The 21,666-nt window shown below is 45.6% G+C and carries 26 protein-coding genes and 1 tRNA gene; 21 read left to right on the plus strand and 6 right to left on the minus strand.

What is annotated here, in order from left to right; genetic code table 11:
- Window positions 1-31: 31 nt before the first annotated feature.
- The 3 genes from ldtA (at window position 32) to ACERY3_RS12765 (ending at window position 3,804) form a co-directional block, all read left to right on the plus strand.
- Window positions 32-928, plus strand: a complete 897-nt coding sequence (gene ldtA / locus ACERY3_RS12755) for a L,D-transpeptidase (protein WP_373225803.1) — start codon at window positions 32-34, stop codon at window positions 926-928.
- A gap of 160 nt (window positions 929-1,088) precedes the next feature.
- Window positions 1,089-2,795: an AAA family ATPase gene (locus ACERY3_RS12760; RefSeq protein WP_058842184.1), complete on the plus strand. Its 1,707-nt coding sequence runs from the start codon at window positions 1,089-1,091 to the stop codon at window positions 2,793-2,795.
- Window positions 2,785-3,804 (plus strand): hypothetical protein, encoded by a 1,020-nt coding sequence (locus ACERY3_RS12765; protein ID WP_048979807.1) that lies wholly within the window; start codon window positions 2,785-2,787, stop codon window positions 3,802-3,804. Before ACERY3_RS12760 ends, ACERY3_RS12765 begins: the two co-directional genes overlap by 11 nt.
- Before the next feature lie 109 nt (window positions 3,805-3,913).
- On the opposite strand, the gene ACERY3_RS12770 is transcribed toward ACERY3_RS12765, so the two are convergent.
- Window positions 3,914-3,989 (minus strand) — tRNA-Asn (locus tag ACERY3_RS12770).
- 320 nt (window positions 3,990-4,309) lie between these two features.
- Here ACERY3_RS12770 and nac point away from each other — a divergent pair.
- On the plus strand, window positions 4,310-5,227 hold the full coding sequence (gene nac / locus ACERY3_RS12775; protein ID WP_033145933.1) for a nitrogen assimilation transcriptional regulator NAC: 918 nt from the start codon (window positions 4,310-4,312) through the stop codon (window positions 5,225-5,227).
- 96 nt (window positions 5,228-5,323) lie between these two features.
- The gene (gene cbl, locus ACERY3_RS12780; protein ID WP_023336219.1) at window positions 5,324-6,274 is read left to right on the plus strand and encodes an HTH-type transcriptional regulator Cbl; all 951 of its coding nucleotides are present in this window, start codon (window positions 5,324-5,326) and stop codon (window positions 6,272-6,274) included.
- Between the two features lie 43 nt (window positions 6,275-6,317).
- Here cbl and ACERY3_RS12785 read toward each other — a convergent pair whose 3' ends face one another.
- Window positions 6,318-6,923: a glutathione S-transferase family protein gene (locus tag ACERY3_RS12785; RefSeq protein ID WP_048980132.1), complete on the minus strand. Its 606-nt coding sequence runs from the start codon at window positions 6,921-6,923 to the stop codon at window positions 6,318-6,320.
- Between the two features lie 173 nt (window positions 6,924-7,096).
- Here ACERY3_RS12785 and ACERY3_RS12790 point away from each other — a divergent pair, with 173 nt between their 5' ends.
- From ACERY3_RS12790 to ACERY3_RS12800, 3 genes are all read left to right on the plus strand, one after another.
- Complete coding sequence (locus ACERY3_RS12790) at window positions 7,097-7,990, plus strand: LysR substrate-binding domain-containing protein (RefSeq protein WP_058841456.1); 894 nt, start codon at window positions 7,097-7,099, stop codon at window positions 7,988-7,990.
- A gap of 177 nt (window positions 7,991-8,167) precedes the next feature.
- Complete coding sequence (locus tag ACERY3_RS12795) at window positions 8,168-8,521, plus strand: type II toxin-antitoxin system RelE/ParE family toxin (RefSeq protein WP_058841455.1); 354 nt, start codon at window positions 8,168-8,170, stop codon at window positions 8,519-8,521.
- A 4-nt stretch (window positions 8,522-8,525) separates the two neighbouring features.
- Window positions 8,526-8,828, plus strand: a complete 303-nt coding sequence (locus tag ACERY3_RS12800) for an XRE family transcriptional regulator (RefSeq protein ID WP_058841454.1) — start codon at window positions 8,526-8,528, stop codon at window positions 8,826-8,828.
- Between the two features lie 74 nt (window positions 8,829-8,902).
- Here ACERY3_RS12800 and ACERY3_RS12805 read toward each other — a convergent pair whose 3' ends face one another.
- Window positions 8,903-9,823 (minus strand): LysR family transcriptional regulator, encoded by a 921-nt coding sequence (locus ACERY3_RS12805; protein WP_058841453.1) that lies wholly within the window; start codon window positions 9,821-9,823, stop codon window positions 8,903-8,905.
- Between the two features lie 141 nt (window positions 9,824-9,964).
- On the opposite strand from ACERY3_RS12805, the gene ACERY3_RS12810 reads away from it, so the two are divergent.
- From ACERY3_RS12810 to ACERY3_RS12850, 9 genes are all read left to right on the plus strand, one after another.
- Entirely contained in the window at window positions 9,965-10,354 is a 390-nt protein-coding gene (locus ACERY3_RS12810; protein WP_058841452.1) for a RidA family protein, read from the plus strand.
- Window positions 10,355-10,645: 291 nt separating this feature from the next.
- Entirely contained in the window at window positions 10,646-10,903 is a 258-nt protein-coding gene (locus tag ACERY3_RS12815; RefSeq protein WP_058841451.1) for a hypothetical protein, read from the plus strand.
- Window positions 10,904-11,236: a type II toxin-antitoxin system PemK/MazF family toxin gene (locus ACERY3_RS12820; protein ID WP_058841450.1), complete on the plus strand. Its 333-nt coding sequence runs from the start codon at window positions 10,904-10,906 to the stop codon at window positions 11,234-11,236.
- Window positions 11,237-11,699: 463 nt separating this feature from the next.
- Window positions 11,700-12,563: a DUF6387 family protein gene (locus tag ACERY3_RS12825; protein WP_373225804.1), complete on the plus strand. Its 864-nt coding sequence runs from the start codon at window positions 11,700-11,702 to the stop codon at window positions 12,561-12,563.
- A 147-nt stretch (window positions 12,564-12,710) separates the two neighbouring features.
- The gene (locus tag ACERY3_RS12830) at window positions 12,711-12,929 is read left to right on the plus strand and encodes an AlpA family transcriptional regulator (RefSeq protein WP_002911792.1); all 219 of its coding nucleotides are present in this window, start codon (window positions 12,711-12,713) and stop codon (window positions 12,927-12,929) included.
- 15 nt (window positions 12,930-12,944) lie between these two features.
- Entirely contained in the window at window positions 12,945-13,274 is a 330-nt protein-coding gene (locus tag ACERY3_RS12835) for a hypothetical protein (RefSeq protein ID WP_032260079.1), read from the plus strand.
- 13 nt (window positions 13,275-13,287) lie between these two features.
- Window positions 13,288-13,599 (plus strand): hypothetical protein, encoded by a 312-nt coding sequence (locus ACERY3_RS12840; protein WP_373225805.1) that lies wholly within the window; start codon window positions 13,288-13,290, stop codon window positions 13,597-13,599.
- A 78-nt stretch (window positions 13,600-13,677) separates the two neighbouring features.
- Window positions 13,678-13,968: a hypothetical protein gene (locus tag ACERY3_RS12845; protein WP_373225806.1), complete on the plus strand. Its 291-nt coding sequence runs from the start codon at window positions 13,678-13,680 to the stop codon at window positions 13,966-13,968.
- 52 nt (window positions 13,969-14,020) lie between these two features.
- Entirely contained in the window at window positions 14,021-14,401 is a 381-nt protein-coding gene (locus tag ACERY3_RS12850) for a hypothetical protein (protein WP_157715735.1), read from the plus strand.
- 125 nt (window positions 14,402-14,526) lie between these two features.
- Here ACERY3_RS12850 and ACERY3_RS12855 read toward each other — a convergent pair whose 3' ends face one another.
- The 3 genes from ACERY3_RS12855 to ACERY3_RS12865 form a co-directional block, all read right to left on the minus strand.
- Window positions 14,527-14,931, minus strand: coding sequence for an H-NS family nucleoid-associated regulatory protein (locus ACERY3_RS12855; RefSeq protein WP_373225807.1), 405 nt, complete (start codon window positions 14,929-14,931; stop codon window positions 14,527-14,529).
- 158 nt (window positions 14,932-15,089) lie between these two features.
- The gene (locus ACERY3_RS12860; RefSeq protein ID WP_373225808.1) at window positions 15,090-15,569 is read right to left on the minus strand and encodes a DUF4756 family protein; all 480 of its coding nucleotides are present in this window, start codon (window positions 15,567-15,569) and stop codon (window positions 15,090-15,092) included.
- Between the two features lie 319 nt (window positions 15,570-15,888).
- A complete protein-coding gene (locus ACERY3_RS12865) occupies window positions 15,889-16,623 on the minus strand; it encodes a DNA-binding protein (protein ID WP_373225809.1) in 735 nt (244 codons plus the stop codon).
- 1,744 nt (window positions 16,624-18,367) lie between these two features.
- Between ACERY3_RS12865 and ACERY3_RS12870 the strand changes: the two genes are divergently transcribed.
- The 4 genes from ACERY3_RS12870 to ACERY3_RS12885 all read left to right on the plus strand — a co-directional run bounded on the left by ACERY3_RS12870 (window position 18,368) and on the right by ACERY3_RS12885 (window position 21,665).
- A complete protein-coding gene (locus ACERY3_RS12870) occupies window positions 18,368-18,856 on the plus strand; it encodes a PAAR domain-containing protein (RefSeq protein WP_373225810.1) in 489 nt (162 codons plus the stop codon).
- A complete protein-coding gene (locus tag ACERY3_RS12875; RefSeq protein ID WP_373225811.1) occupies window positions 18,856-20,433 on the plus strand; it encodes a colicin E3/pyocin S6 family cytotoxin in 1,578 nt (525 codons plus the stop codon). The genes ACERY3_RS12870 and ACERY3_RS12875 overlap by 1 nt, the downstream gene beginning before the upstream one ends.
- On the plus strand, window positions 20,430-20,684 hold the full coding sequence (locus ACERY3_RS12880; protein ID WP_151360131.1) for a pyocin S6 family toxin immunity protein: 255 nt from the start codon (window positions 20,430-20,432) through the stop codon (window positions 20,682-20,684). The genes ACERY3_RS12875 and ACERY3_RS12880 overlap by 4 nt, the downstream gene beginning before the upstream one ends.
- 450 nt (window positions 20,685-21,134) lie before the next feature.
- Window positions 21,135-21,665, plus strand: a complete 531-nt coding sequence (locus ACERY3_RS12885; protein ID WP_373225812.1) for a lipoprotein — start codon at window positions 21,135-21,137, stop codon at window positions 21,663-21,665.
- Window position 21,666 lies beyond the last annotated feature (1 nt).

A 21,666-nucleotide genomic window follows, 5' to 3' on the forward strand; every position in this document is an offset into this window, starting at 1 on the left:
CGGGCTTTCTCTTTTTTGAGCGCAGAAAACTATGATTCGACTTACCTGGTTCGTCCTTGCGCTGTGTGCCGCTGTACCCGGTGCGTTTGCCGTAACTTATACGCTTCCGCCGGAAGGCAGTCGTCTGGTAGGTACCCCGATTATCATCACCGTTCCCGAAGGCAACACGCTGCCTCTGGAAGCCTTTGCCGCGCAGTACGGGCAGGGGCTGAGCAACCTGCTGGAAGCAAACCCGGGCGTGGATCCTTTTTTGCCCAAACCCGGCACCCGGCTGGTGATTCCTCAGCAGCTGATTTTGCCTGACACCGTCCGCGAGGGCATTATCGTCAATGCGGCGGAGATGCGTCTCTACTACTACCCGCCAGGCGGTAACACCGTTGAAGTGCTGCCCATCGGTATCGGTCAGGCCGGGCGTGAAACCCCGCGTAACTGGGTGACGGCCGTTGAGCGTAAGCAGGAGGGGCCAACCTGGTCTCCAACGCCGAACACGCGCCGTGCCTATGCGGCAGAAGGGAAAACGCTGCCGGCATTCGTGCCCGCCGGGCCGGATAACCCGATGGGGCTGTATGCGATTTATATCGGCAGGCTGTATGCCATTCACGGCACAAACTCGAATTTCGGCATCGGGCTGCGGGTAAGTCAGGGCTGTATTCGTCTGCGTAATAACGACATAAAGTATCTTTTCGATAACGTTCCCGTGGGAACCCGCGTGCAGCTTATCGATCGGCCTGTAAAGATGACCACGGAGCCGGACGGCAGCCGCTGGGTGGAAGTTCACGAGCCATTATCACGTAACCGTGCGGAATTTGAGTCAACCCGGAAAGTGCCGCTGCCTATTTCAGCCGCGCAGCGAACGCAGCTGATAAACGAGGGCGCGGGCGCTGAGCTGGAACGGCGGTCGGGGATGCCGGTTAAGATTGGCATGTGAGGGCCATCTTTCCAGGCACAGAAAAGCAAAAAGCCTGCTTTAAAAGCAGGCTTTTCAAATTTGACTCCCCAGAATCAGGGAGTAAGGGGCAAATTTAATACACAACGATAAATAGTTGATGATATTCTTGACGTATTTCCCCTTCCGCAAGGAAAAGCTAATGAGTGCACTTTCTCTCTGTATTGAATGCTGGCGCAATATTACCGACCAGACCTATGACTTTTCCTTACAGTATCGATATCGCTTTAATCAGGAAAAATCCGTTATAGAAGTTTCTCCCCGGGATGACGCTGTTCCGGTCAATTTTTTTGGCGTCAATGCTGAAGTGGTCTGCCTGACTGGAATAAATGGCAGCGGTAAAACTGCTGTCATGGGCATTCTAAATCTAACAGGGATGAAATTAGAGCGGGGGCAGCGTGTAGATACTGGCGAGCAGGCAATGCGACAGGCTTTCACCTATATCTTTAAACATTCAGCGTGTCTGTATGTGATACAGGTAAAACAGGGTGTGATTATCAATTTATGGAAAGCGCGTTGCAATGACGTCGTTGGCTCAATGGCGCTCCACTGTGAATCTATATCATCAACACCTATCGCTAACACCTGGTATTACGCATCAAATAACGTTCAGTTGAGCGTTGCGTTCAGTAAAATTTCCCGCCACGATTTATCGATTGCGCAACGCCGTCGATATAATAGCTATGCAGCTCCCTATGAAATTTATCATGCCTACCAGGCAATGGATTATTTTGAACTAAGGGAGAGTATCGCTCCACGCTTTTATACCTGGCGTGTTCAGGCTTCCTGGTATCAACATTTTCAGGGAGTAGATGTAAAAATAAAACAAGTCAATCAGCGCTTCTCGAAGAACGTTTATTTGGCTTCGCTTGTTGTATTGAAGCTTTTTTGGTTGATGGTGAGTTATGCCGAAGAAAACACAGGTTTCTGGAAAGAGGCTAATGTATCATTACAGCTACTGGATATCATTCCTGAGCGTATGGAACTGCTTGAAGATATTGTTCAACTTAATTCAAATGCGAAAATACTTGAGTTGCTGGAGAAATTTGAACCATTGTGTCAATCTCTCTTTTTAATCGACACCTATGCATTGGTGAAATTCTTATCATATATTCAAAAAGGCCGTAGTAGTCAAAAAGGTACCGTGCGGTACGAGTTTGGTCCTTCCGAAAATTATGAGAAACCGTTTAACCATGTTCTTCCTGTTTTGCTGAAAATAATGATGCTGATGAGGGAGAAGGTCCCCGAATGTCGGTTTACGATTGATCCGCCCTTCAGCACGGGAGAATGGAAGCTCGTTGATCTTTATGCTACGCTACAACGTAAAGCTGAGGACGCCCGACTAAAATCTAAAAACATTCAGCTACTGCTTGATGAACCAGATTCTGATTTACATCCTAAACGACAGGCACGTTTAATTAAAACGGTGCTTGATATACTGTCTGCCTATCCAGACGTTTATTTTCAGCTCATCATCTCCAGCCACAACCCGATAGTAATTTCAGATTTGCCCCGGGCAAGTGTCATACCCGTTGCGCCAGGCCCTGAAGAGCTGGGTAAAACATTTGGAAGTAATATTCATGATTTGTATAAACATCGCTTTTTTGTGGAGCAATCCGTTGGAGAGTTTGCCAGCAAAAAAATACGAGATGCGCTGAAGAATCCGGATATAGATGAAACAACATTACGTTTTTTGATATCTGAAGTCGGAGAGCCTGTTGTGACGTACGCGCTTCAACGCAAACTGGACAAACCCGCTCTGCTGGAGAGACGTGAAATTGAACACTTTATCTCACAGTTGACGGATGAACAGCGTGCTATGGTCAGAGGAAAACTTAGTGAGAAATGATACGGCTTTTCTTGAATGGTGCGTGCGAAGTAAATTCTTCGAAGGATTCAACAGACCATCACGAGGAAAGGATATACTGAGGGATACTATAATTGCCGTTTTTTTCGCAGGGATAAAGGAAAATTATCTGGCATTTAACAACGCTATCGCCGAAATGCAGAAATGTAAAACATCGTCTGATAAACTTAAAAAGTTGCGAAGTATACTTCAGAATCCGCAGTTTTCATGCGTGAGAGCTGCAGTTCTAATTTCCCCATGGCAAAAAAAAGTATTGAGTGCACAAAGCGTTTCTTTTGAGAAGGCGCTTACAAGTCTACCTGCGGCTTATAAAGTGGTTTTTGATGACTGGATGAAAGAAAATTATACTTGTTTTCGAGATTCAGTTTCAGCACCGCGTTTTGCCGGAGCATTAAATACCCCTGTTTGCCCATACTGTGATAAAGCCTTTCTGGATGTTACTAAAAAATTTTACGGTGAGCTTGATCATTATTTGGATAAATCAACTTACAGCTATTATGCCTTGAACATCTATAACTTTGTCCCGGTATGCGCTGTTTGTAATAAGAAGAAAAGCAAAAAGAAACTTGAGCATTTCCATCCCATGAATGAAACTCTTGACTCAGTTTTTCAGTTTTGTTTATCCGATAGCGACAGAGTTATTGCGCTCTCAAATTACCAGGTGTTAAACGTAAAGATAAAACAGCGTTTCCTGGTGGGAAAATCTGATGCGCTAAAGGAGCTAAATGAGACGTTTGCGCTTGATGATCGTTATGAGAACATGATAGCAGTGGTGGATTATCTGGCACAGCTTAAACGTATTTACACATCAGACTGGCTTAAAGAGTTGCAGTCTATGTATGACCTCACCTTTACTCAGACAGAACTCAGACAATTGCTGCTGGGTCAGTTTAATTTCAGCCAGCCGTCGGTTCGATTACAACCGTTAACCAAGCTTATTGACGATCTGGTAAGAGATCTGGACGTGTTTAACGATAACATTCTGGACTGATTCACAGCCGTAGACATATTCTGACCAGACAAAGAGGCCTCTTCAAAGGCCTCCAGACTGTCTCACCAGAAACGGAAAAAGCCTGCTTTAAAAGCAGGCTTTTCAAATTTGGCTCCTCTGACTGGACTCGAACCAGTGACATACGGATTAACAGTCCGCCGTTCTACCGACTGAACTACAGAGGAATCGTGTGAACGGGGCGCATATTATCGACCTGCGTTCGCCTTGTCAAAGGGTGGATCAACGCCTTTTGATCGTTTGCTGACAAAATCGGCAAAGTGATGTTTTTGGCAGCGGAATGCACCGTCATGGTGCGGGTATACCCCTAATGGGGCAGATCATAAACTGCTGTTTCGGTAATAAAACCCCCCTCCATGATTAGGTTTCCTTATTTTCAGGCGCTTAGCGAACAATTTGGACCGCCTGGTAAAAGTGGCATTCATATTGCAAAACCTGTTCAACAACGACAGCCGGTTCCGGCACAGCATTTCGAACAGGGGGCAAAATGAACTTAAGACGACTGAAATACTTCGTAAAAATCGTCGATATCGGCAGCCTGACTCAAGCGGCAGAAGTGCTGCATATCGCGCAGCCTGCGCTGAGCCAGCAGGTGGCTACTCTGGAAGGCGAGATGGATCAGCAGCTGTTGATCCGCACCAAACGCGGCGTCACGCCAACGGAAGCAGGCAAAATCCTTTATACCCATGCGCGCACCATCCTCCGCCAGTGTGAACAGGCGCAGCTGGCGGTGAATAACGTGGGACAGACCCTGAGCGGGCACGTGTCTATCGGCCTGGCGCCGGGAACGGCCGCGTCCTCTATTACCATGCCGCTGCTGCAGGCCGTCCGCGCCGAGCTGCCAGAAGTGCTGGTGTACCTGCACGAAAACAGCGGCTCCGTGCTGAATGACAAACTGCTCAACGGCCAGCTGGATATGGCGGTCCTTTACGATCGCTCCCCGGTCGCCGGCATCACCAGCCAGCCGCTGCTGAAAGAAGATCTCTACCTCGTGGGCACCCGTGACTGTCCGGGCCAGAGCGTAGACCTTACCGCCGTGGCAGAGATGAACCTTTATCTGCCGCGCGACTACAGCGCCGTGCGCGTGCGCGTGGACGAAGCGTTCTCCCTGCGCCGCCTGACGGCCAAAATCATCGGCGAAATTGACTCAATCTCCACGCTCACCGCGGCCATTGCCAGCGGAATGGGGGTGACGGTTCTGCCGGAATCCGCAGCCCGCTCGCTGTGCAGCGCGGCAAACGGCTGGATGGCGCGGATCACCACGCCTTCGATGAGCCTGCCGCTGTCGCTGAACATGTCTGCACGCGGTTCGCTGACGCCGCAGGCGCAGGCGGTAAAAGAGATTTTGATGTCGCTGGTCAGCAAGCCGTCGCTTGAGAACCGTGAACTCCAGCTCGTGAGCTGATATTCCATAAAAGCATAAGATGCTGGTTTTTATTATTTGTTCTGCAGCGCGGCTGACTCTAACAATAGAGCTATGTCAGATGCGCCGGAGTGAACCGTGAATTTCCAGCAACTTAAAATTATCCGTGAGGCGGCCAGGCGGGACTACAACCTGACCGAGGTCGCCAATATGCTTTATACCTCTCAGTCCGGCGTCAGCCGCCACATCCGCGAGCTGGAAGAGGAGCTGGGCATAGAGATCTTTATCCGTCGCGGCAAGCGGCTGCTCGGCATGACGGAGCCGGGTAAGGCTTTGCTCACCATCGCTGAGCGGATCCTCAACGAGGCCAGCAACGTGCGTCGTCTGGCGGATCTCTTTACCAATGACGCCTCGGGCGTACTCACCATCGCCACCACCCACACCCAGGCGCGCTACAGCCTTCCGCCGGTGATTAAAGCGTTCCGCGAACTTTTCCCCGACGTCCGTCTGGAGCTCATCCAGGGCACGCCGCAGGAAATCGAAGTGCTGCTGCAAAACGGTGGGGCGGATATCGGCATTGCCAGCGAACGCCTGAGCAACGACCCGCTGCTGGTGGCCTTTCCCTGGTTCCGCTGGTATCACAGCCTGTTACTCCCGGTCGATCATCCGCTGAATCAGGTTTCCCCTCTGACGCTGGAAGACGTTGCGAAATGGCCGCTGATCACCTACCGCCAGGGGATCACCGGACGCTCGCGCATAGACGAGGCCTTCAACCGCAAAGGGCTAACGCCGGACGTGGTGCTGAGCGCGCAGGATTCTGACGTGATCAAAACCTACGTCGAGCTGGGTCTGGGCATTGGTCTGGTGGCGGAACAGTCCAGCGGAGAACGCGAGGACGGGAACCTGGTGCGTCTTGATACGCGTCATCTGTTCGACGCCAACACCGTATGGCTTGGCCTGAAGCGCGGGCAGCTGCAGCGCAACTACGTGTGGCGCTTTATCGAACTCTGCAACGCCGGGCTGTCGGTAGATGAGATTAAACGCCAGGTGATGGAGCCGGAAGAAGTGGCGATTGATTATCAGATTTAGGTGCTGATTTGCCCGGTAGCGCTGCGCTGACCGGGCTCATCGCTTAGCTGAACGGATATTTTTTAAAGACCGCCTGTGATTCAAATGATTCGGCAACCGCCTGAATCCCTCTAAAATCCGCTGCGTTAACGACGTGCGGGATCATCGACTGAATAAACGTCCAGACAACCGTGCTCGTGACGGCAACCTGATCGGGAACGGCGGAGGCCGGACGCGTCTCCAGCAAGGCATTCCATTCCCTGCAGGCCGCCAGCAGCTGGGTGGTAATGCGTTCGACCCATAAAGCGTGCTGCTTTTCCACCGGGCGCTGGTGGTGTTCATACACATTTTGCACGGCTTTCTCCGCGGCGGCGAGGATAAAGCCCAGCGTCTGAAGATCGTTTGCCAGCGCATCCGGCTCGACGGGCAGAAGTCTCCGCCCGGGTGCGGCCTGAGTCTCGAAATAATTCAATATCAATGACGAGTCCATCAAACGTATTCCGTTATCCAGAATCAGCGTCGGCGCTTTTACCGCGGGGTTGATTCGGGAGAACGCGTCGAAAGTGCTAAAGACCGACAGCGGCTGGCTTTCAAACTCAACGCCATAAAGCTCAAGGGAAATCGCCACGCGCCGTACATAAGGTGAATCCATCATGCCAACAAGCTTAATCATCGTTGCCGTTTTCCTGTCTCTGTGAAATAACGCGTCATTGAAGAGGATGAACAGACAGTACAATACAAACTTCCTGGCGAATATCTTCAGTATCTTACCGTAAAGGTTAGTATTACTGACATGTGGGCAAGTTGCCGTTATAAATCCAGCGCGGATAAGGGAGAGGTTTCATGTCGAATTTTCCACCCATTGCCAGTTTGCGAAGCTTTGAAGCCGTCGCCCGTCTTGGCAGCGTGACGCTGGCGGCGAAAGAACTCCACGTTACCCATTCCGCTATCAGCCAGCAGATCAAAGTGCTGGAGGAGATGGTGGGCGTTAAGCTCTTTATCCGTCAGGGACGCGGGGTGCAGATCAACGAAGAAGGGCGGCTCTATGCCTTACAGGTACGCGAGGCGTTGAACCATATTGCGGATGCCACCCGGCTTGTACAGGTGAAGCCGAGAAAGCAGGAGCTGACGCTGGCGATGGTTCCGTCTTTTGGATGCCACTGGCTGTTGCCGCGCCTGGAACGCTTTCGGGCGAAATATCCGCTTATCACCCTTCGGATCCAGGCCTGCCTGACGGTCACCAGCCTGCAGCAGGAAGGAACAGACATCGCGATACGAATGGGGAAGGGAAACTGGGAAGGGAGCGAAAGCCATTACCTTTTTTCCGATGAGCTTATTGTGGTGGCCGCACCCGGCTATAACGACGGTGTGCTGCCCGCTACGCCGGCTGAGATTGCAAAAAGTCATATTATTTTTTCCATGGAGTCGTGGAAAACGTGGTGCGTAAATGCGGGGCTGGAGAAAGAGATCGTGCCTGGCGGTTTATGCATTAACGACTCGAATTTAATTATCGAAGCCGTTCGGCTCGGGAAAGGCATCGCGCTGGAGCGCCGCTCTCTGGTTCAGGATGCCATCACCCGGGGCGAGCTGGTCCAGTTAACCTCCATTACCGCGCCGTATCCCTGGCCTTACTGGCTGGTGAAAGCGCGGTCAACGGAGACGAAGCCGGAGGTGGCTCTTTTTGTCGCGTGGCTGGATGAGGAAGTGGCGGCCTGGCGGCAGTTGCTGGGCTGCTGAACTTTTTCCGATGCTGCTCGTAACAAAATGAATATCCAACAAGGGAGACATAGAATTACTCCGGCACGCATTCAGTATTTCCGTAACCCCACAAGATTCTGCTTTTCCATCTCAGCATAATCATCGCTATAGCTTTGCACGTATATAGCTTTTGATCTATATTGGATGGAAGGTCTTGTGTGGGCAATTAACACGACGGACAGGTTTGATCGCTGGTTCACTTCGCTTGACGATACCGATCGCGCCAGCGTACTTGCAGCACTGCTTGTTTTGCGAGAGAAGGGGCCGGGTTTATCGAGACCCTACGCTGATACGCTTAAAGGCTCTCGTCACAGCAACATGAAAGAGCTACGTATTCAGAGTAAGGGCGATCCCTTGCGGGCGTTTTTCGCCTTTGATCCAAACCGTACTGGCATCATGCTTTGTGCTGGCAATAAGGTCGGCAATGAAAGGCGATTCTACGATGAGATGCTTCTCGTTGCTGACCAGGAATTCACTCACTGGCTGGATACATTAAAAGAGAGAGAATAGCGCGATGGGAAGAACCCTTGAGCAGCTTATAGCGGATGAAAAGCCGGAGGTTGTCGCCAGCGCTCAGGCGATAGCAACGGATATTTTGCTCAACATTCATCTTGCTGAGTTACGCGAGAAAGTACAAAAAACGCAGGTAGAAATGGCGCAGGCGTTGGGTATCAGGCAACCTACCGTTGCGGTAATGGAAAAGCCCGGGCGCGATTTGAAACTCTCTTCTCTCAAGCGCTACGTTGAGGCGGCGGGCGGAAAGCTGCGGCTTGATGTGGAGCTGCCGGACGGCTCGCACTATGAGTTAGTGCTGTAGGGCAGAAAAGCAAAAAACCTGCTTCAAAACCGCCAGCATGACCGTCACTCGCGGTGATGAACGAATAGATGCAGTTATTTATGGGTAGAAGTGGGGACATGCTGCTGCATCAATTCAACGATCCAATCAATAAAAACGCGCAGTTTGGCGTTAACGTGGCGGTTCGGCGGAAAGGCCAGATACAGGGGCATTGGATCAATACGCCAGTCTTCAAATAGCGGAATCAAGGAGCCACAAGCCTGATGTGCTGCCGCCATATAGACGGGTAGCGCAATCACGCCTAATCCCGCGAGCCCGGCTTCGAGGTAGGCATTGCCATCATCCACTGCAAGCACGTAGCTGCCCGTGATTTCAATATGTTCGCTCTCACCGTGCAGTACCAGAGGATCAACCTTACCGGTGCGTGAGGACAAGAATCCCACTATGCGATGGTCCGTGTTTTCCAGCTCTCGCGGATGCGCAGGTGCGCCGAGGCGTTCCACATAGCTCGGTGCGACGTAAACACCGATTTGCAGATCGCCGACATGGCGTGCGATCAGGGACTGGTCGTTGATTTCACCGCCGCGCACGACGCAATCCACGTTGTCGCCGATCAGATCCACCACCCGGTCACTCACGCCCATGTCGAACTGGATATCAGGGTAGCGCGCGTGAAAAGCCGGTAGCGCGGGCACCAGCACCAGGCGGGCGAGAGGAGTGGGCACGTCTATCCGTAGCCGTCCCCTGGGCGTCATCGCCGAACTGGACAGGCTGTTTTCAGCATCCTCCATGTCCGCCAGCAGGCGGATGACGCGCTCGTAGTAGACCGCGCCATCAGGAGTGACGCCGAGCCTGCGGGTGGTGCGATGGAGCAGCCTGACGCGCAGGCGCGCTTCCAGCTGCTGAATAAGCTGCGTCACCGTGGTTTTGCTCATATGAAGCGTTTGGGCAGCCCTGGTGAAACTGCCTGCCTCAACTACGCGAGCAAAGGCGCGCATCGCATCGAAACGATCCATCCGTTGTTCTCTCTTTTCACCGATTGTTTGGATATTACAAACAATGATGGACAAAGTCGCTTGTTTATCCGCCCGCTACAGCAACTGTAAAGTGTCTTTATGTTCACCGGGCAGATTTCGCCCCATTACAGAGGCACAAACATGACAACACGCGAAGCCGTTTTTCCCTTCGGTCGGCAGGCGCTCTACGAGCGCAACCGGTATTCACCCGCCATCAAATCTAACGGCTTCCTGTTTGTTTCGGGACAGGTTGGTAGCCGGGAGGATGGTTCGCCTGAAGAGGATCTCAACGCGCAGATCCGGCTGGCATTCGATAACCTTAATGCTGTTCTTGCGGCTGCGGGCTGCACGTTCGGTGACGTGGTTGACGTTACCCTCTTTGTCGTCGATCCCGAGTCAAACCTCGACGCAATCTGGAGTATCCTGCCAGAATATTGGGGGGAAGCGCCTTACCCGACGTTGACCGGGATCGGCGTGACGTGGCTGTACGGATTCCAGTTTGAGATTAAGGTGATTGCCAGGCTGCCCTGAGCGTTACGGGTCTTTCCGACGGTCAAAAGACAATACAGCGGGCGCAGCTCCGATCCGGAAGCCGCCTCGCATTTCGTTTATCCGATTCGCCATAATCCTTTGAACCGCAAAAACAGTTTTCTATTATCAGCCTTCTTAGTTCCGCGCTTCGTTCCCGCCTGCACTGTCCTTCGATGGATAACGGCTTTATGGACACCTAAATACGAAAAGGAAATCACCATGAATCTGATGAATAATTGTGCACTTCCCGTCATGAATGTTATATTAAAATATAATATCTGGAGGTGCGCTATGTATACAACTCGTCTGAAAAAGGTCGGCGGATCCATCATGCTGGCAGTTCCTCCCGCCGTGCTGAAAACGCTGGAGCTGTCGACGGACAGCGAAGTCGGCATGACCATTAATAATGGCTGCCTGATTATTGAACCCCAGAAGCGGCCTCACTATTCGCTTGAGGAGCTGCTGGCGCAGTGCGATCCGTACGCTGAAATGAGCGAAGAGGAGCGGGAATGGATCGATGCGCCTGCGGTGGGCAGGGAGATCCTGTAAATGGACAGAGGGGAAATCTGGCTTGTTTCACTGGATCCGATTGCTGGCCACGAGCAAAGTGGAAAACGTCCGGTTCTTGTCGTATCGAAGGCATCGTTTAACAAGCTGACCCGGTTACCGGTAGTGGTTCCCGTCACCAGCGGCGGAAACTTTGCACGTACAGCAGGTTTCACCGTTTCACTGGAAGGGGCGGGGACAACAACAACGGGCGTTATTCGCTGTGACCAGCCCAGAACCATTGATATGGCTGCCCGGAACGGCATGCGGCTGGAACGCATACCTGACGCCGTTGTAAATGAAGTGCTTGCCAGACTGGATGCGATTCTGAGTTAACATCAGTGACGCAGAAAAGCAAAAAGCCTGCTTTAAAAGCAGGCTTTTCAAATTTGGCTCCTCTGACTGGACTCGAACTTCATCTGTATCTCCTGTTGTTACTAACTTTATTTAAGTTAACTATATTTTTACCAACATATTTACCATCATTATTGTTTTCTTATCTATAAAATGTCAATTAAAAACAATTTGTTGTTGTCATAACCATATAACTATACTCATCTTATTTTACTTTCATTATCAACATGATGTTGTCGTTATTTTTTATAAAGTAATTGATATAAAACAATTAGTTAATTTTTAGTAAAGAAATAATGTTTAGTCAAGATGGACGTTCTTACATCCAAGATCACTTATCTGCTCTCACACCATTTTGAAACCCCGCTCCTCTTTTTCACTTTCTCTATCATGTTGAATGGGTTAACTTTTATGAAACATGAAAGTAATTGGCAGGACAAGAAAATTGACTACACAAAAGGAAATGGAAGATATCAGGGCAGCCTTATCTTGGTTTGATGTACGCCGATACGATGGCCTGAAAGACCTGACCCTAGAACAAATCTATGCTGAACTTGAAAGACGGATGCTGGCTTACAAAACGAGACAGCAATGGGATACAGCAGGCAAAAATAATCAAATGCAGGCTATATACCATGAGGCGAAAATCCGATGTGGTGATGCGATACTTGAATCAAAATGGATTTCAGACAATCAGAGACTCTCACATAGCTATGCTGTCAGACCAATGACCAGAAGTGCATTGTTCAACTATGGGCGGGCTATGTATCGGCTGGAGACTTCAGAGCAAACAGACCCTGTTGCTGTGAGTTCTGACTACATCTCTGAGTATCTGAAACAAGGTGGCATGAATCCTGCCAACAAAATACTGGTTGAAATTGACTTGGAAGAAGCCAGCAGCGACGATCTCGCAGAACACCTGAAGGTGCTGATTGCTCTATGGCAAAAGCAGCTTAAAACGGCAAAACCACCAAAACGAACTTTTCGGTTTGGTCATAAGACTTTTCAAAGAATACTTGATTACAAAGTCATCCCTTTGATGGATTTGATCTCATGGGAACAGCTCTACAACGAAGATAAGAACATACCATTCAACATCTTAGCTGACATCCTGCATGGTACTGGTGGTGTTCGGAATCGTGATAACATCAAAGATACTGATTATGACTACGCGAAAAGTTATCTCGAAAAGGATGAGTACTTCAAGGTTTTAAATGATTTCTATATTAAAAACAATATGTTAAAGGACTGGAATATCATTGACGTGATAACATTTAACGATAAAGCCACGGATAAAAACAAAAAGTAAACACAAGGGATGTTCACAACCTGCGAACGTCCCTATAAAGAGTATCCCTCCAAAAATTTCCGCGAAACTCACGGTTGGTGAACATCCCTAGTTTAGAACCAGCCAAAATCCTAGAATTATCTCCATCGAACAACACAGGAGATAAACATGGTTCAAAACAAAACAGATAAAACTTTAAAACTTATTCGCTTATCAGAAGTAATAAGGAAAACCGGGTTCGGCAAGACGTGGATTTATAAACTTATCAGCGCGGGGAAATTCCCCAAACAAATAAAAATCGGTGAAAGAGCTGTTGCTTTCATTGAAAGCGAAGTTGATGAGTGGATTTATAAAGCTATAACTGCTTCTCGTAATACATCTAACTAATAAAAGGAAAATAACATGAAAAATATAAATGTGCCTGAAATATCATTTATCTTTGATAATGATAAAACTGAAGTTTTCTCAAGAATGGCAATGGATAACTTAGCTCTTTATGTGGAAAACATGTTTAAGATAATGGGTGATCAATTTGAACGTCATCTTTATGATAAAAAATATATGAATATGGTTATGGATCATATTATTTATATCACAAAACCAGACTTCCTCAAGTGGGTGAGAGACAATAATGTTGGGGAATGTATTTTTTTGATTGATGAAGTTATGGAAGATTTAAAATACTCTTATAGAGAGTTCAAAAAAATCTATCCTAAACTTGGCATTAAATAAAGAGGAAGAAATCATGAATAAAGATCTGAAAAAAGAAGCAAACAAGATATTACTGCATTTATCTAAACAATGCTTTGAATTGCGTGTGAGTTCTATTATTCAGAACCATCCTGAACAAGTAGAACAACTCAAGCATGAAGAAGCTTTTATGATGAATACTTATAAGGACAGTATTAAAGTAGCAAAACAGATGTTCCCTAAAGTCGTAAGAAATACATTCTTTGATATAAAGTTATCACCAAGACTCATTGATAACGCTTTTATATTGAAAGCATTAAAGGCATTTCATAAAGAAATGGATTTTATGAAAGATTCTCAAAAGTAGTTTTTTGTTTTAGCCCCGTATTCAGGGGCTGAAAATAAGAGTAAGTTAAAATATATCATGTAAAAATGAGGAGTAATCATGACTAAAAATATTGAAAGTAAAAATACATCTACTGAGTTGTTCTATGATCTTGCAAAGCGTTCTTTTGAAGCGAGCTGGAAAACAATGCAGGATATGTGTAGTGACGGCATTTCGCATCTTGTCGATGATGCTGATTTTATGAGTGCATTTATAAGGATAACGATTAATCATGTTTGTCATAACTTTGACAAGTTAACCGCGCAGGAAGGCCATCATGGGAATATTGAAGAGGTTAACTACGAAGAAGTAGCAGAACGGCTTGTACGTAATGCTTGGGTGTATTGTTAATACCTGCGACTACTTTTTATTAAATACTAAATATCAATAAGAGAGGATATAAATGAAAAAAAACAAAATGAATAAAAAAGATGAAACGATGATCTTTGCAATATCAGTGACATTAATGTTATACGTAAACAAGATTTACGGTATGGCAAGTGTAAATGATGAAAATGTCATGACTTTCGTTAAGGAGCAGGATGCCGTTGATTTTGCGCTACGTGTTCATATGTTAGAGGTTCTAAAGGAGTTTGATTATTACAAAATCCTTTTTGGTACGGGGAAAGAAAGAAAGGAATATATCGATATGGCAGAGTTATTGAATAGAGTAATGTTTTATCATGGTAAGTATATTAAGGATATGTTGATAAGAAATCTGGAGGAAGGAATATCTATGGATGATTATGGTGTGCTGAACTGGAATCTGGATATAATGAGATAATATCAGAAAAAGATCCTTTAGAGGGATGTATGAGTATATTAATAGTGTAATGCCGGAATGGATTCTGGTATTACATATAGCCTGATTTTTAAAACCGTCAAATTATATTGACGGCCTTAGAATGATCAGATTGCGAAGTCTTCAAGTGTTTTACCTGCTTCAATAGCAACAGCGATCACTTTAGGAGTACGGCCCTGACCCGTCCAAGTCTGTTCATTACCGTTTTCATCTGTATATTTGTATTTAGCCGGGCGTGGAGCACGGGGTGATTTTGCTTTAGGCTGAGATGAACCAACTGTTGCGAGGAGTTCAGCAGGATCAATACCATCTTCTAACAATTTCTGACGGAAGGCTTCAAGCTTAGCCTGATGCTCTTCTTGTTCTTTAAGGGCTGCATTTTCATCTTCACGGCGCTCATCAACGATAACAGAGAGTTTTTCCAGCATTTCTTCAAGCGTTGTCAGATCTGTTTCACGAGCCTGTGCGCGGAGTGTACGGATATTATTCAGTGCCTTGAGAGTTTCACTCATACGATGCCTTCCTGTGTTTAAAATGGGGATTTATAAAGTTAATGTATAGGATGCGATTGAACAGCCAAAAATATACTAACCGATAAATAATATAGTAAATACTATCGGTTAATCAATCTAATAAATTCCATTTTACACTGAATAGCACAGGATAAGTTTTACAGAGGCATTTTCCTGCGTATCTGACTTGATGGTTTGAACTCTGACGAAATGCGGGAGAGTTGCTCAAGGCTCTGTTCAATAGAACGCTGAAACTCCAGAGCGGCTTCTGTACGCTGTTTTACGACCAAGGCAACAATTTCTTCATCACTTTTTTCTGAGATTGCTTTACGGTAGAGAACGCGTTCGTTAAACAGCTCCAGATTACCTGATGACTTCGCTGATGTGTTAGCTTTTGAACTGCTTATCGGGTTAAGTTCATCAATAAACAATTCAATAAGAGATTCTCTCTTTTTATCCAGTCTGCGAAGTTCGGTATGGGCAGACTTAAATTTTTGAATCTTAATCCACGGAATATTATCAGAGCATAGTCTACGATATTCATTTCGGTATTCCTCTATCGGAATATGATTTTTTAGTTCTTTTACTGTATCTAAATATTGGATTAAATCACTGTTGTCTGTTTTTACTTTTCTCATATATACCTCGCAAATAAAATAGTGGTTATATTATATATTACGGCGTATGAGGGAAGTGTCAAATTAACAGGCTGAAGAACTATAATTATCTATTACTCGTTATTTTGATTGGTGGCTTTTTTGTAATGAATTCTTGCTGAATGACCACATCCAAAAAATTGTTTTTTATCGTAGCTATAGAGATAGTCACCATCGATTTTTCCACAAGATTTACAAAAAGAGTATTCCCATCTAAGATTGTTTTTTTGTGAGACAGAAAACCTGTCTGTCATTTATCTTCCACATGAACATTGCATATTGATTCCCCTTGTTAACTATTTCAGGACACTGCTTTCAAATGGGAGGCAGCGTCAGTCAGGATTTTTCGTGCTTCCTCATTCTCTTTGGTTCGTTTATATACTTTTCTGGGTTTATCGATTTTTATGCTGTTTTTACCGTTAGGGACAGCGTGGTTTTTTTTCTTCTTACTAAAAATAAATGCATCCGTGTAGATGTCTTTAGTTTCGGTTTCTAATACTAAACTTCGTCTTTCCTGTTTTGTAAGGTCAGTGTAGTTTTCTGGGTATTGTTCAATATCAGCAGAAATGTTTTTGGCGTTACTCAAATGTTCTTTACGTTTCTCATCAAGTTGATGACTCATGCCTTTGGCAAAAATATTGGAGTTGATATACAGGTGTCCATGATGTTCAACGAGTATTCCTTTTTGTCTGAGTTTCTTAAATATATTGGACATATTCCCGGAGGCAATATTTAAAGCCTTACAGAGTGATGACTGTGAAAGATTGATAAGGTTTCCAAACTCCATGTATTCCAAGATATAAGTTAAGACACGGAATTCATTTTTAGAGATGTCCAGATCGGAAAAAACACGGAAGTTAGATGTAAAAGCAAAGACATAAGGTTGTGAAAATGAAATCGCTTTATCGTCTTCTGTGGAAATAACGGTGGTGGATTTGATCTCTTTGTTTTTTATCAGGGTTCGCGCGATATCAATCTTTTGCTCAGTCGTTAATGCTTCAAAAAGGTGTAATAGTTCGGCGTCATTTGTGTTCATATTAATCTCTCGTGTTATTGTTATTATGTATATTTAAATACTATGCAAAAAAATGAAAGTCAATAGATAACCTATAAATAAAATAGGAGAGGTATAATTATAACATGATAATATGTAAAGTAATGTTAAAAAAACTATGTTCAAACATAGATCCCGCTATGTTCAAACATAGGTACGATCTATGTGCGCACATAGGACTTTGCTATGTTCGAACATAGCAAAAAAAGTTGTGAGGCCCTGATTTTATTGGGCTGAGAGGGTGCTTATAATTAAATAATTAGTAAGAAGTTAAGAGAGTCTGGTTTTCCTTTAATGTTATGCAAGGAACGTTTTACGCAGGGATTCAGGTTTTTCTTGCTACTTATTTTCAGCGATGTGATTGTCTTATACAATCACGAAGCGCTGCTGATTGCTTTGTTTTCCCATTTGACAGAAAAATTAGTCTCAAATGTGTAATCGGGAACGGGATTTTGCGACAACAATAATATTGCAGAGAAAGGGCTAAGCCATGAGCGACAGTTGACGGGATAAAAACATTTTCCAGATCGTGTTTTTGATTAACAGGAAGGTTAAATATATAGATATTAATTTTATGATTAAGTTTACTCCTTTTTACTGGCGGCTGTCGCCGCGATCTTTTATGGATAAATCATCATTAACAGGGTAAACCCTGTTTCAGCGAAGTGATTGTTTTGAACAATCACGAAGTGCTGCCATTGGTAATATAGTTTTCCTATGCGTTTAAGAGCAAATGCTATATGTTCGAGGATGAATTCTGTATTGAAACAGATCAAGGGCGAAGCCTGTGAGCGTTAGCTCATGAGAAAAGTGTTTTTTTCAAAATGGGTTCTGGATAATAAAAAGTAAAGCCACAATAAAGATGAAACGCTATGATTAAATCACCTTCTTACTTACTGGCGGCTCCGCCGCTATTTTTATGGATAAATCCATCATTAACAGGGATAAACCCTGTTTCAGCAATGTGATTGTTTTGGACAATCACTAAGTGCTGCTTCTGAAAATATAGTTTTCCTATACGTTTAAGAGCAAGTGCTATATGTTATCTCGGTAATGCTATATATCGAAAGAAGGATCTGATGTTCAAAAAAGGATCCTTTCCATATTGTAATTAAATAATGGAAAAATGTGTTAGCCATTAAATCCTGTTTGATATCAGCGTCAGGGCGTAGCCGTGCGGCAGCACATGAGCGTTAGCTCATAAGATAAATATATTTTCAAAAAGAATGACAAACAAAAAATAAACCTGTGCTGAATGATGAGTTAAATTTGATTTTTCAGTGGGAAGTGGTATTTAAATATATAACAAACATAATAAAGAGAGGTAAACAATGGAAAACATAAAAATAATAAGTATCTTTAAACAAACAAAAAAATACCCTTTATGACATGTATCGCAAACGATATGGAAGTAAATAAAGACGGAATAAAGCTCATGCTGGAAAGTGGTGAAAGCATCTGCATTAAAGATTACGGTTATTATGTCCTGTCAGACGCTGACAGTGATTTGGACAGAGAACAAATGATAAACAGCTAAAGAAGGTTATTTTCTGGACTCTGCGGGATAAGTAAACTGACAGTAAATTCATTAATGTCCTGAGCTAAATCCACCACTATTGTTCCGGGGGCAATTTTTGTAACTGAATGATAAACATCTCTTTTAAGTCAAATTAAAAATCGGTTAGTATTGCATCAACTAAACCATAGAAATGACAAGGAAAAGGAAATGGATCGTCAATACAACAATGAACTGACCCCGGAGCTGCTGGCAACAATGGATCAATCCCCGTTTACAGCGGAACAACTGGCCGGAATGAATGATGAAACGCGTGCGCTCATTGCCGAAAAGCAGGCGTATTGCCGCCAGCATCCTGTTAATGCCATATACCGTATTGCAGTGGATGGCAGTCTTACCAGAGAGGGGGGAACAGTCCGTGCTGCATACAACGGAAACGAAATCGAACTTTCAGACGGCAGGAAGGTTAATGTTGCGTTAGTCGGTGATGACGTTGTTTACCCTGATGGGAGAACGGCGAAAATTGTCACTGGCGCGGGGAAAATGAGTGAAGTAAATGGTCGCGGTGTAGCACTTGTCAACAGTCGTCTGGATAACGGAGATGAGATTATCAGCACTCTGTGCGATGGCCCGATGATTGTAGGTCGTGAAGGAGAAGACATGCCGGAGGATTTCCTGTCATCTTGTGAGGCGGCGTAATGGGAAATCGATCTAACTGTTATGGGCGGGGAACAGCACTGGAGGGAGATAAAACAACCACGGGTGCTGAATGTATCGCCTCTATGTCCAATGATACTGAACATGGGCGAAGGGTTGTTCGTGTTGGGGATAAAACAACCCCCTGTCCTAAATGTGGTGAGGTAGGGGTTATCGTTTCCGGTGAACCCCGTGATACCAATAATGGAAAAATAGCGGCGGTTGATGGTTCAATTGTGCGCTGTGCCTGCCCTTCAGGGTCTAACTGGATTATTGCGCCAGCAGGACAATGGGTTGGCAGAGGCCCGGATCCTTCTATTGCAGCCCTTGCTGCATTGGTTGCTGAACGTAAGGCCGCAGAAGAAGAAAGAACTAAACAACTGGCTGAAGAGCGTGACCGCAATCGGGTATTCGCCAAATCCTGCCTTCGGGGTGAAGGTTGCAATGATGCCGGAGTAGATCAGGAGCCTCATACCAATTTCGCTGCGATGGCATTTTATCAGGCAGTTCCACCTGCTGATCCAGCTTCCGATACTGATGTTCCCCAACATGCTCAGACCGCCAAGAAAAAGAAACCTGTTGAAGATATTCCAAAGCCGAAAAAGCGAAGCGCCCTGTATAAATGGCTGAATGGTAATCATGAAGAAATCGAATACCAGCGGGCAACAGCCGCAGCTACAAGTGCTGCTAACGTTCAGACGGCTGTTGAAGGTGCCAGCATTCTTGGGCTGGTAGGCGGAAGTGCCATTACGTCAGGAACGTGGGCGGTAAAACTGGGTGAGATGGCTACAGGACTTGGAAGAATAGCCGCCAGCGGTCCCGGTGCTCCTGTAGCCGCAGTCGTGATGGGAATGATGCCCGGAAGACTTAATGACGGTGAACAGGACTTTATTGACCGGATGCGTCTGGAACAGATGCGTGAAGCGCCAAGCCGCGTGCGTTATACATGGGAACAGGATGATAGAGGTAACCCGGTTCCTCATGGCTGGCATACACCACCCGGCAAAGATATGGTGCGTGTGCGTAAAATGGAGTGGGACAGCAGCCGAAAAGCGTATACGTTCACCACAGAGGAAGATCCGCGTATCACCATTATCTGGACGCCCGACAGTTCAGGTGTCAATGTTCCTTCAAATACAGGCAACCAGAACCCAGTAAGGATACCAAATCCGGTAGTTGTCGATCCGCTGCCAGAAAATACCAGTATTGAGGCAACGACCACTCCGACCCCGGAAGAGAAGAATTTTGCGGATTATATTCTTGTTCTGCCACTGCCTAATATCCCACCAATATATATTTATCTGAATGCTGATCATAAATATCATGTGGCTCCAAAGGGAAATCCTCCATTACCTGCCTTCCCAGATGCTAAAACGGCTAAAAAAAGGACCCCGGTTAAGGGCGGGGGATCATTGCGTTCAAGATGGAAAGATTCTAAAGGGCGTATCTATGAATGGGATTCACAACACGGTACGGTCGAAATTTATGATCGTTCAGGGCGCAATCATTTAGGCGAGTTTGACCCAATAACAGGTGAGCAAACTAAACCAGCAGATCCGACAAGAAAGGTAGAAAAATGACAATTGTTTATACTATTGATGCTTTCGAACGTGTAGATGAACTACTCGTCTTCGAAATCGATATACCAAAAGAAAAACTCCCGGAAATAGCTAAAGTCATGGTTTGGACGGATGAAGACTATAGTGACTTTACTGCAGGGATCGGTGGATGGGATCTTAACAGCCAACAGGTCAAGGCAATTGAGAAAATCTTGGATAAAAACTTTTTCCAAGAGGATTTGGATTTTCAAATATCAGGTGGGGAACTCTGAAATAGAGTTATCCTCGCTTAAAGCGCGTTTTCAATTATCTATCCAACATAAGCAGCACAACACACCTTGTGTGCTGCTTCGTCCTTTATCCCTTAGAACATCCAGCCAAAGCCCCCAACTGTGGCGTTCCATTGCTGACCACGACATCAATCAATTGATATGAAAGATCAATAATTTATTATTGATAGCTTGTGACGATTAAAAACGATTAATTGATCGTTATCTCAATTGTTTTAGTCGATCGATATAAATAATTTGATAGCCTATATCTATCATTTGTTTTTTATCGATCGATTTAAACGATATGACGAACAACTAAAATAATTCAATTCTATCAATTGGTTAAACAGACTGTTTGTGGATCGGGTGCGATCCGCTTCGGAGTAGGATCTCTTTTCCTTTCAATCCTGCCACGAACAGTCAGTTCGTTAACATTGATGGGATATGAAGATGAAAAGAATTTTACTCATGGCAGGCGCTGCGTTGGTTCTGGCGGGATGTGGTGAAAAAGGCGACTTTGAGAAAGCAATCAACGCGAAGATTGGTCAATCGAAAACCTGTTTCTCACTGAGAAACAACAACGTCACATTCCCTGTCCAGCTCTCCAAACCGCGATTTGATGAAACAGGGACTGGAACAGGGTCTGTAATCCTCGACGGTCTCGTAGAACAGGGCTTAATGGCCTTTGTTAAAGGCTGGGATAACAATACGCTTGGGATAACAGATGAAGGTAAACAAGCCAAAATCTGGAATGCCAAAGAAGGTGTTTGCATTGGTCGACGTGTTGTTGATGAGGTGAAGGAATGGACCGAACCGGGCAACGGTAATCAAAAAGTTGTTCGCGTCACCTATACATGGAAATTAACTGATGTTCCATCATGGGTGGACAAAAGCGCGTTCTCTGGAGTGAAAGGGATGAATGAGCCTGCCGATGGTGCCATGAATCTTGTTAAAACCAGCAATGGCTGGAAAGCGATCTAAG

It is taken from the genome of Enterobacter cloacae complex sp. ESBL7 (assembly GCF_041679625.1).
GTDB classification, from domain to species: Bacteria; Pseudomonadota; Gammaproteobacteria; order Enterobacterales; family Enterobacteriaceae; genus Enterobacter; species Enterobacter asburiae_B.

Bases quoted from the DNA above. Each gene is read 5' to 3' on its own strand.
- ldtA (WP_373225803.1), top strand. From the start codon at position 32: ATGATTCGACTTACCTGGTTCGTCCTTGCGCTGTGTGCCGCTGTACCC.
- ACERY3_RS12760 (WP_058842184.1), top strand. From the start codon at position 1,089: ATGAGTGCACTTTCTCTCTGTATTGAATGCTGGCGCAATATTACCGAC.
- nac (WP_033145933.1), top strand. From the start codon at position 4,310: ATGAACTTAAGACGACTGAAATACTTCGTAAAAATCGTCGATATCGGC.
- ACERY3_RS12790 (WP_058841456.1), top strand. From the start codon at position 7,097: ATGTCGAATTTTCCACCCATTGCCAGTTTGCGAAGCTTTGAAGCCGTC.
- ACERY3_RS12800 (WP_058841454.1), top strand. From the start codon at position 8,526: ATGGGAAGAACCCTTGAGCAGCTTATAGCGGATGAAAAGCCGGAGGTT.
- ACERY3_RS12805 (WP_058841453.1), bottom strand. From the start codon at position 9,823: ATGGATCGTTTCGATGCGATGCGCGCCTTTGCTCGCGTAGTTGAGGCA.
- ACERY3_RS12810 (WP_058841452.1), top strand. From the start codon at position 9,965: ATGACAACACGCGAAGCCGTTTTTCCCTTCGGTCGGCAGGCGCTCTAC.
- ACERY3_RS12815 (WP_058841451.1), top strand. From the start codon at position 10,646: ATGTATACAACTCGTCTGAAAAAGGTCGGCGGATCCATCATGCTGGCA.
- ACERY3_RS12820 (WP_058841450.1), top strand. From the start codon at position 10,904: ATGGACAGAGGGGAAATCTGGCTTGTTTCACTGGATCCGATTGCTGGC.
- ACERY3_RS12830 (WP_002911792.1), top strand. From the start codon at position 12,711: ATGGTTCAAAACAAAACAGATAAAACTTTAAAACTTATTCGCTTATCA.
- ACERY3_RS12835 (WP_032260079.1), top strand. From the start codon at position 12,945: ATGAAAAATATAAATGTGCCTGAAATATCATTTATCTTTGATAATGAT.
- ACERY3_RS12840 (WP_373225805.1), top strand. From the start codon at position 13,288: ATGAATAAAGATCTGAAAAAAGAAGCAAACAAGATATTACTGCATTTA.
- ACERY3_RS12845 (WP_373225806.1), top strand. From the start codon at position 13,678: ATGACTAAAAATATTGAAAGTAAAAATACATCTACTGAGTTGTTCTAT.
- ACERY3_RS12850 (WP_157715735.1), top strand. From the start codon at position 14,021: ATGAAAAAAAACAAAATGAATAAAAAAGATGAAACGATGATCTTTGCA.
- ACERY3_RS12855 (WP_373225807.1), bottom strand. From the start codon at position 14,931: ATGAGTGAAACTCTCAAGGCACTGAATAATATCCGTACACTCCGCGCA.
- ACERY3_RS12860 (WP_373225808.1), bottom strand. From the start codon at position 15,569: ATGAGAAAAGTAAAAACAGACAACAGTGATTTAATCCAATATTTAGAT.
- ACERY3_RS12865 (WP_373225809.1), bottom strand. From the start codon at position 16,623: ATGAACACAAATGACGCCGAACTATTACACCTTTTTGAAGCATTAACG.
- ACERY3_RS12870 (WP_373225810.1), top strand. From the start codon at position 18,368: ATGGATCGTCAATACAACAATGAACTGACCCCGGAGCTGCTGGCAACA.
- ACERY3_RS12875 (WP_373225811.1), top strand. From the start codon at position 18,856: ATGGGAAATCGATCTAACTGTTATGGGCGGGGAACAGCACTGGAGGGA.
- ACERY3_RS12880 (WP_151360131.1), top strand. From the start codon at position 20,430: ATGACAATTGTTTATACTATTGATGCTTTCGAACGTGTAGATGAACTA.
- ACERY3_RS12885 (WP_373225812.1), top strand. From the start codon at position 21,135: ATGAAAAGAATTTTACTCATGGCAGGCGCTGCGTTGGTTCTGGCGGGA.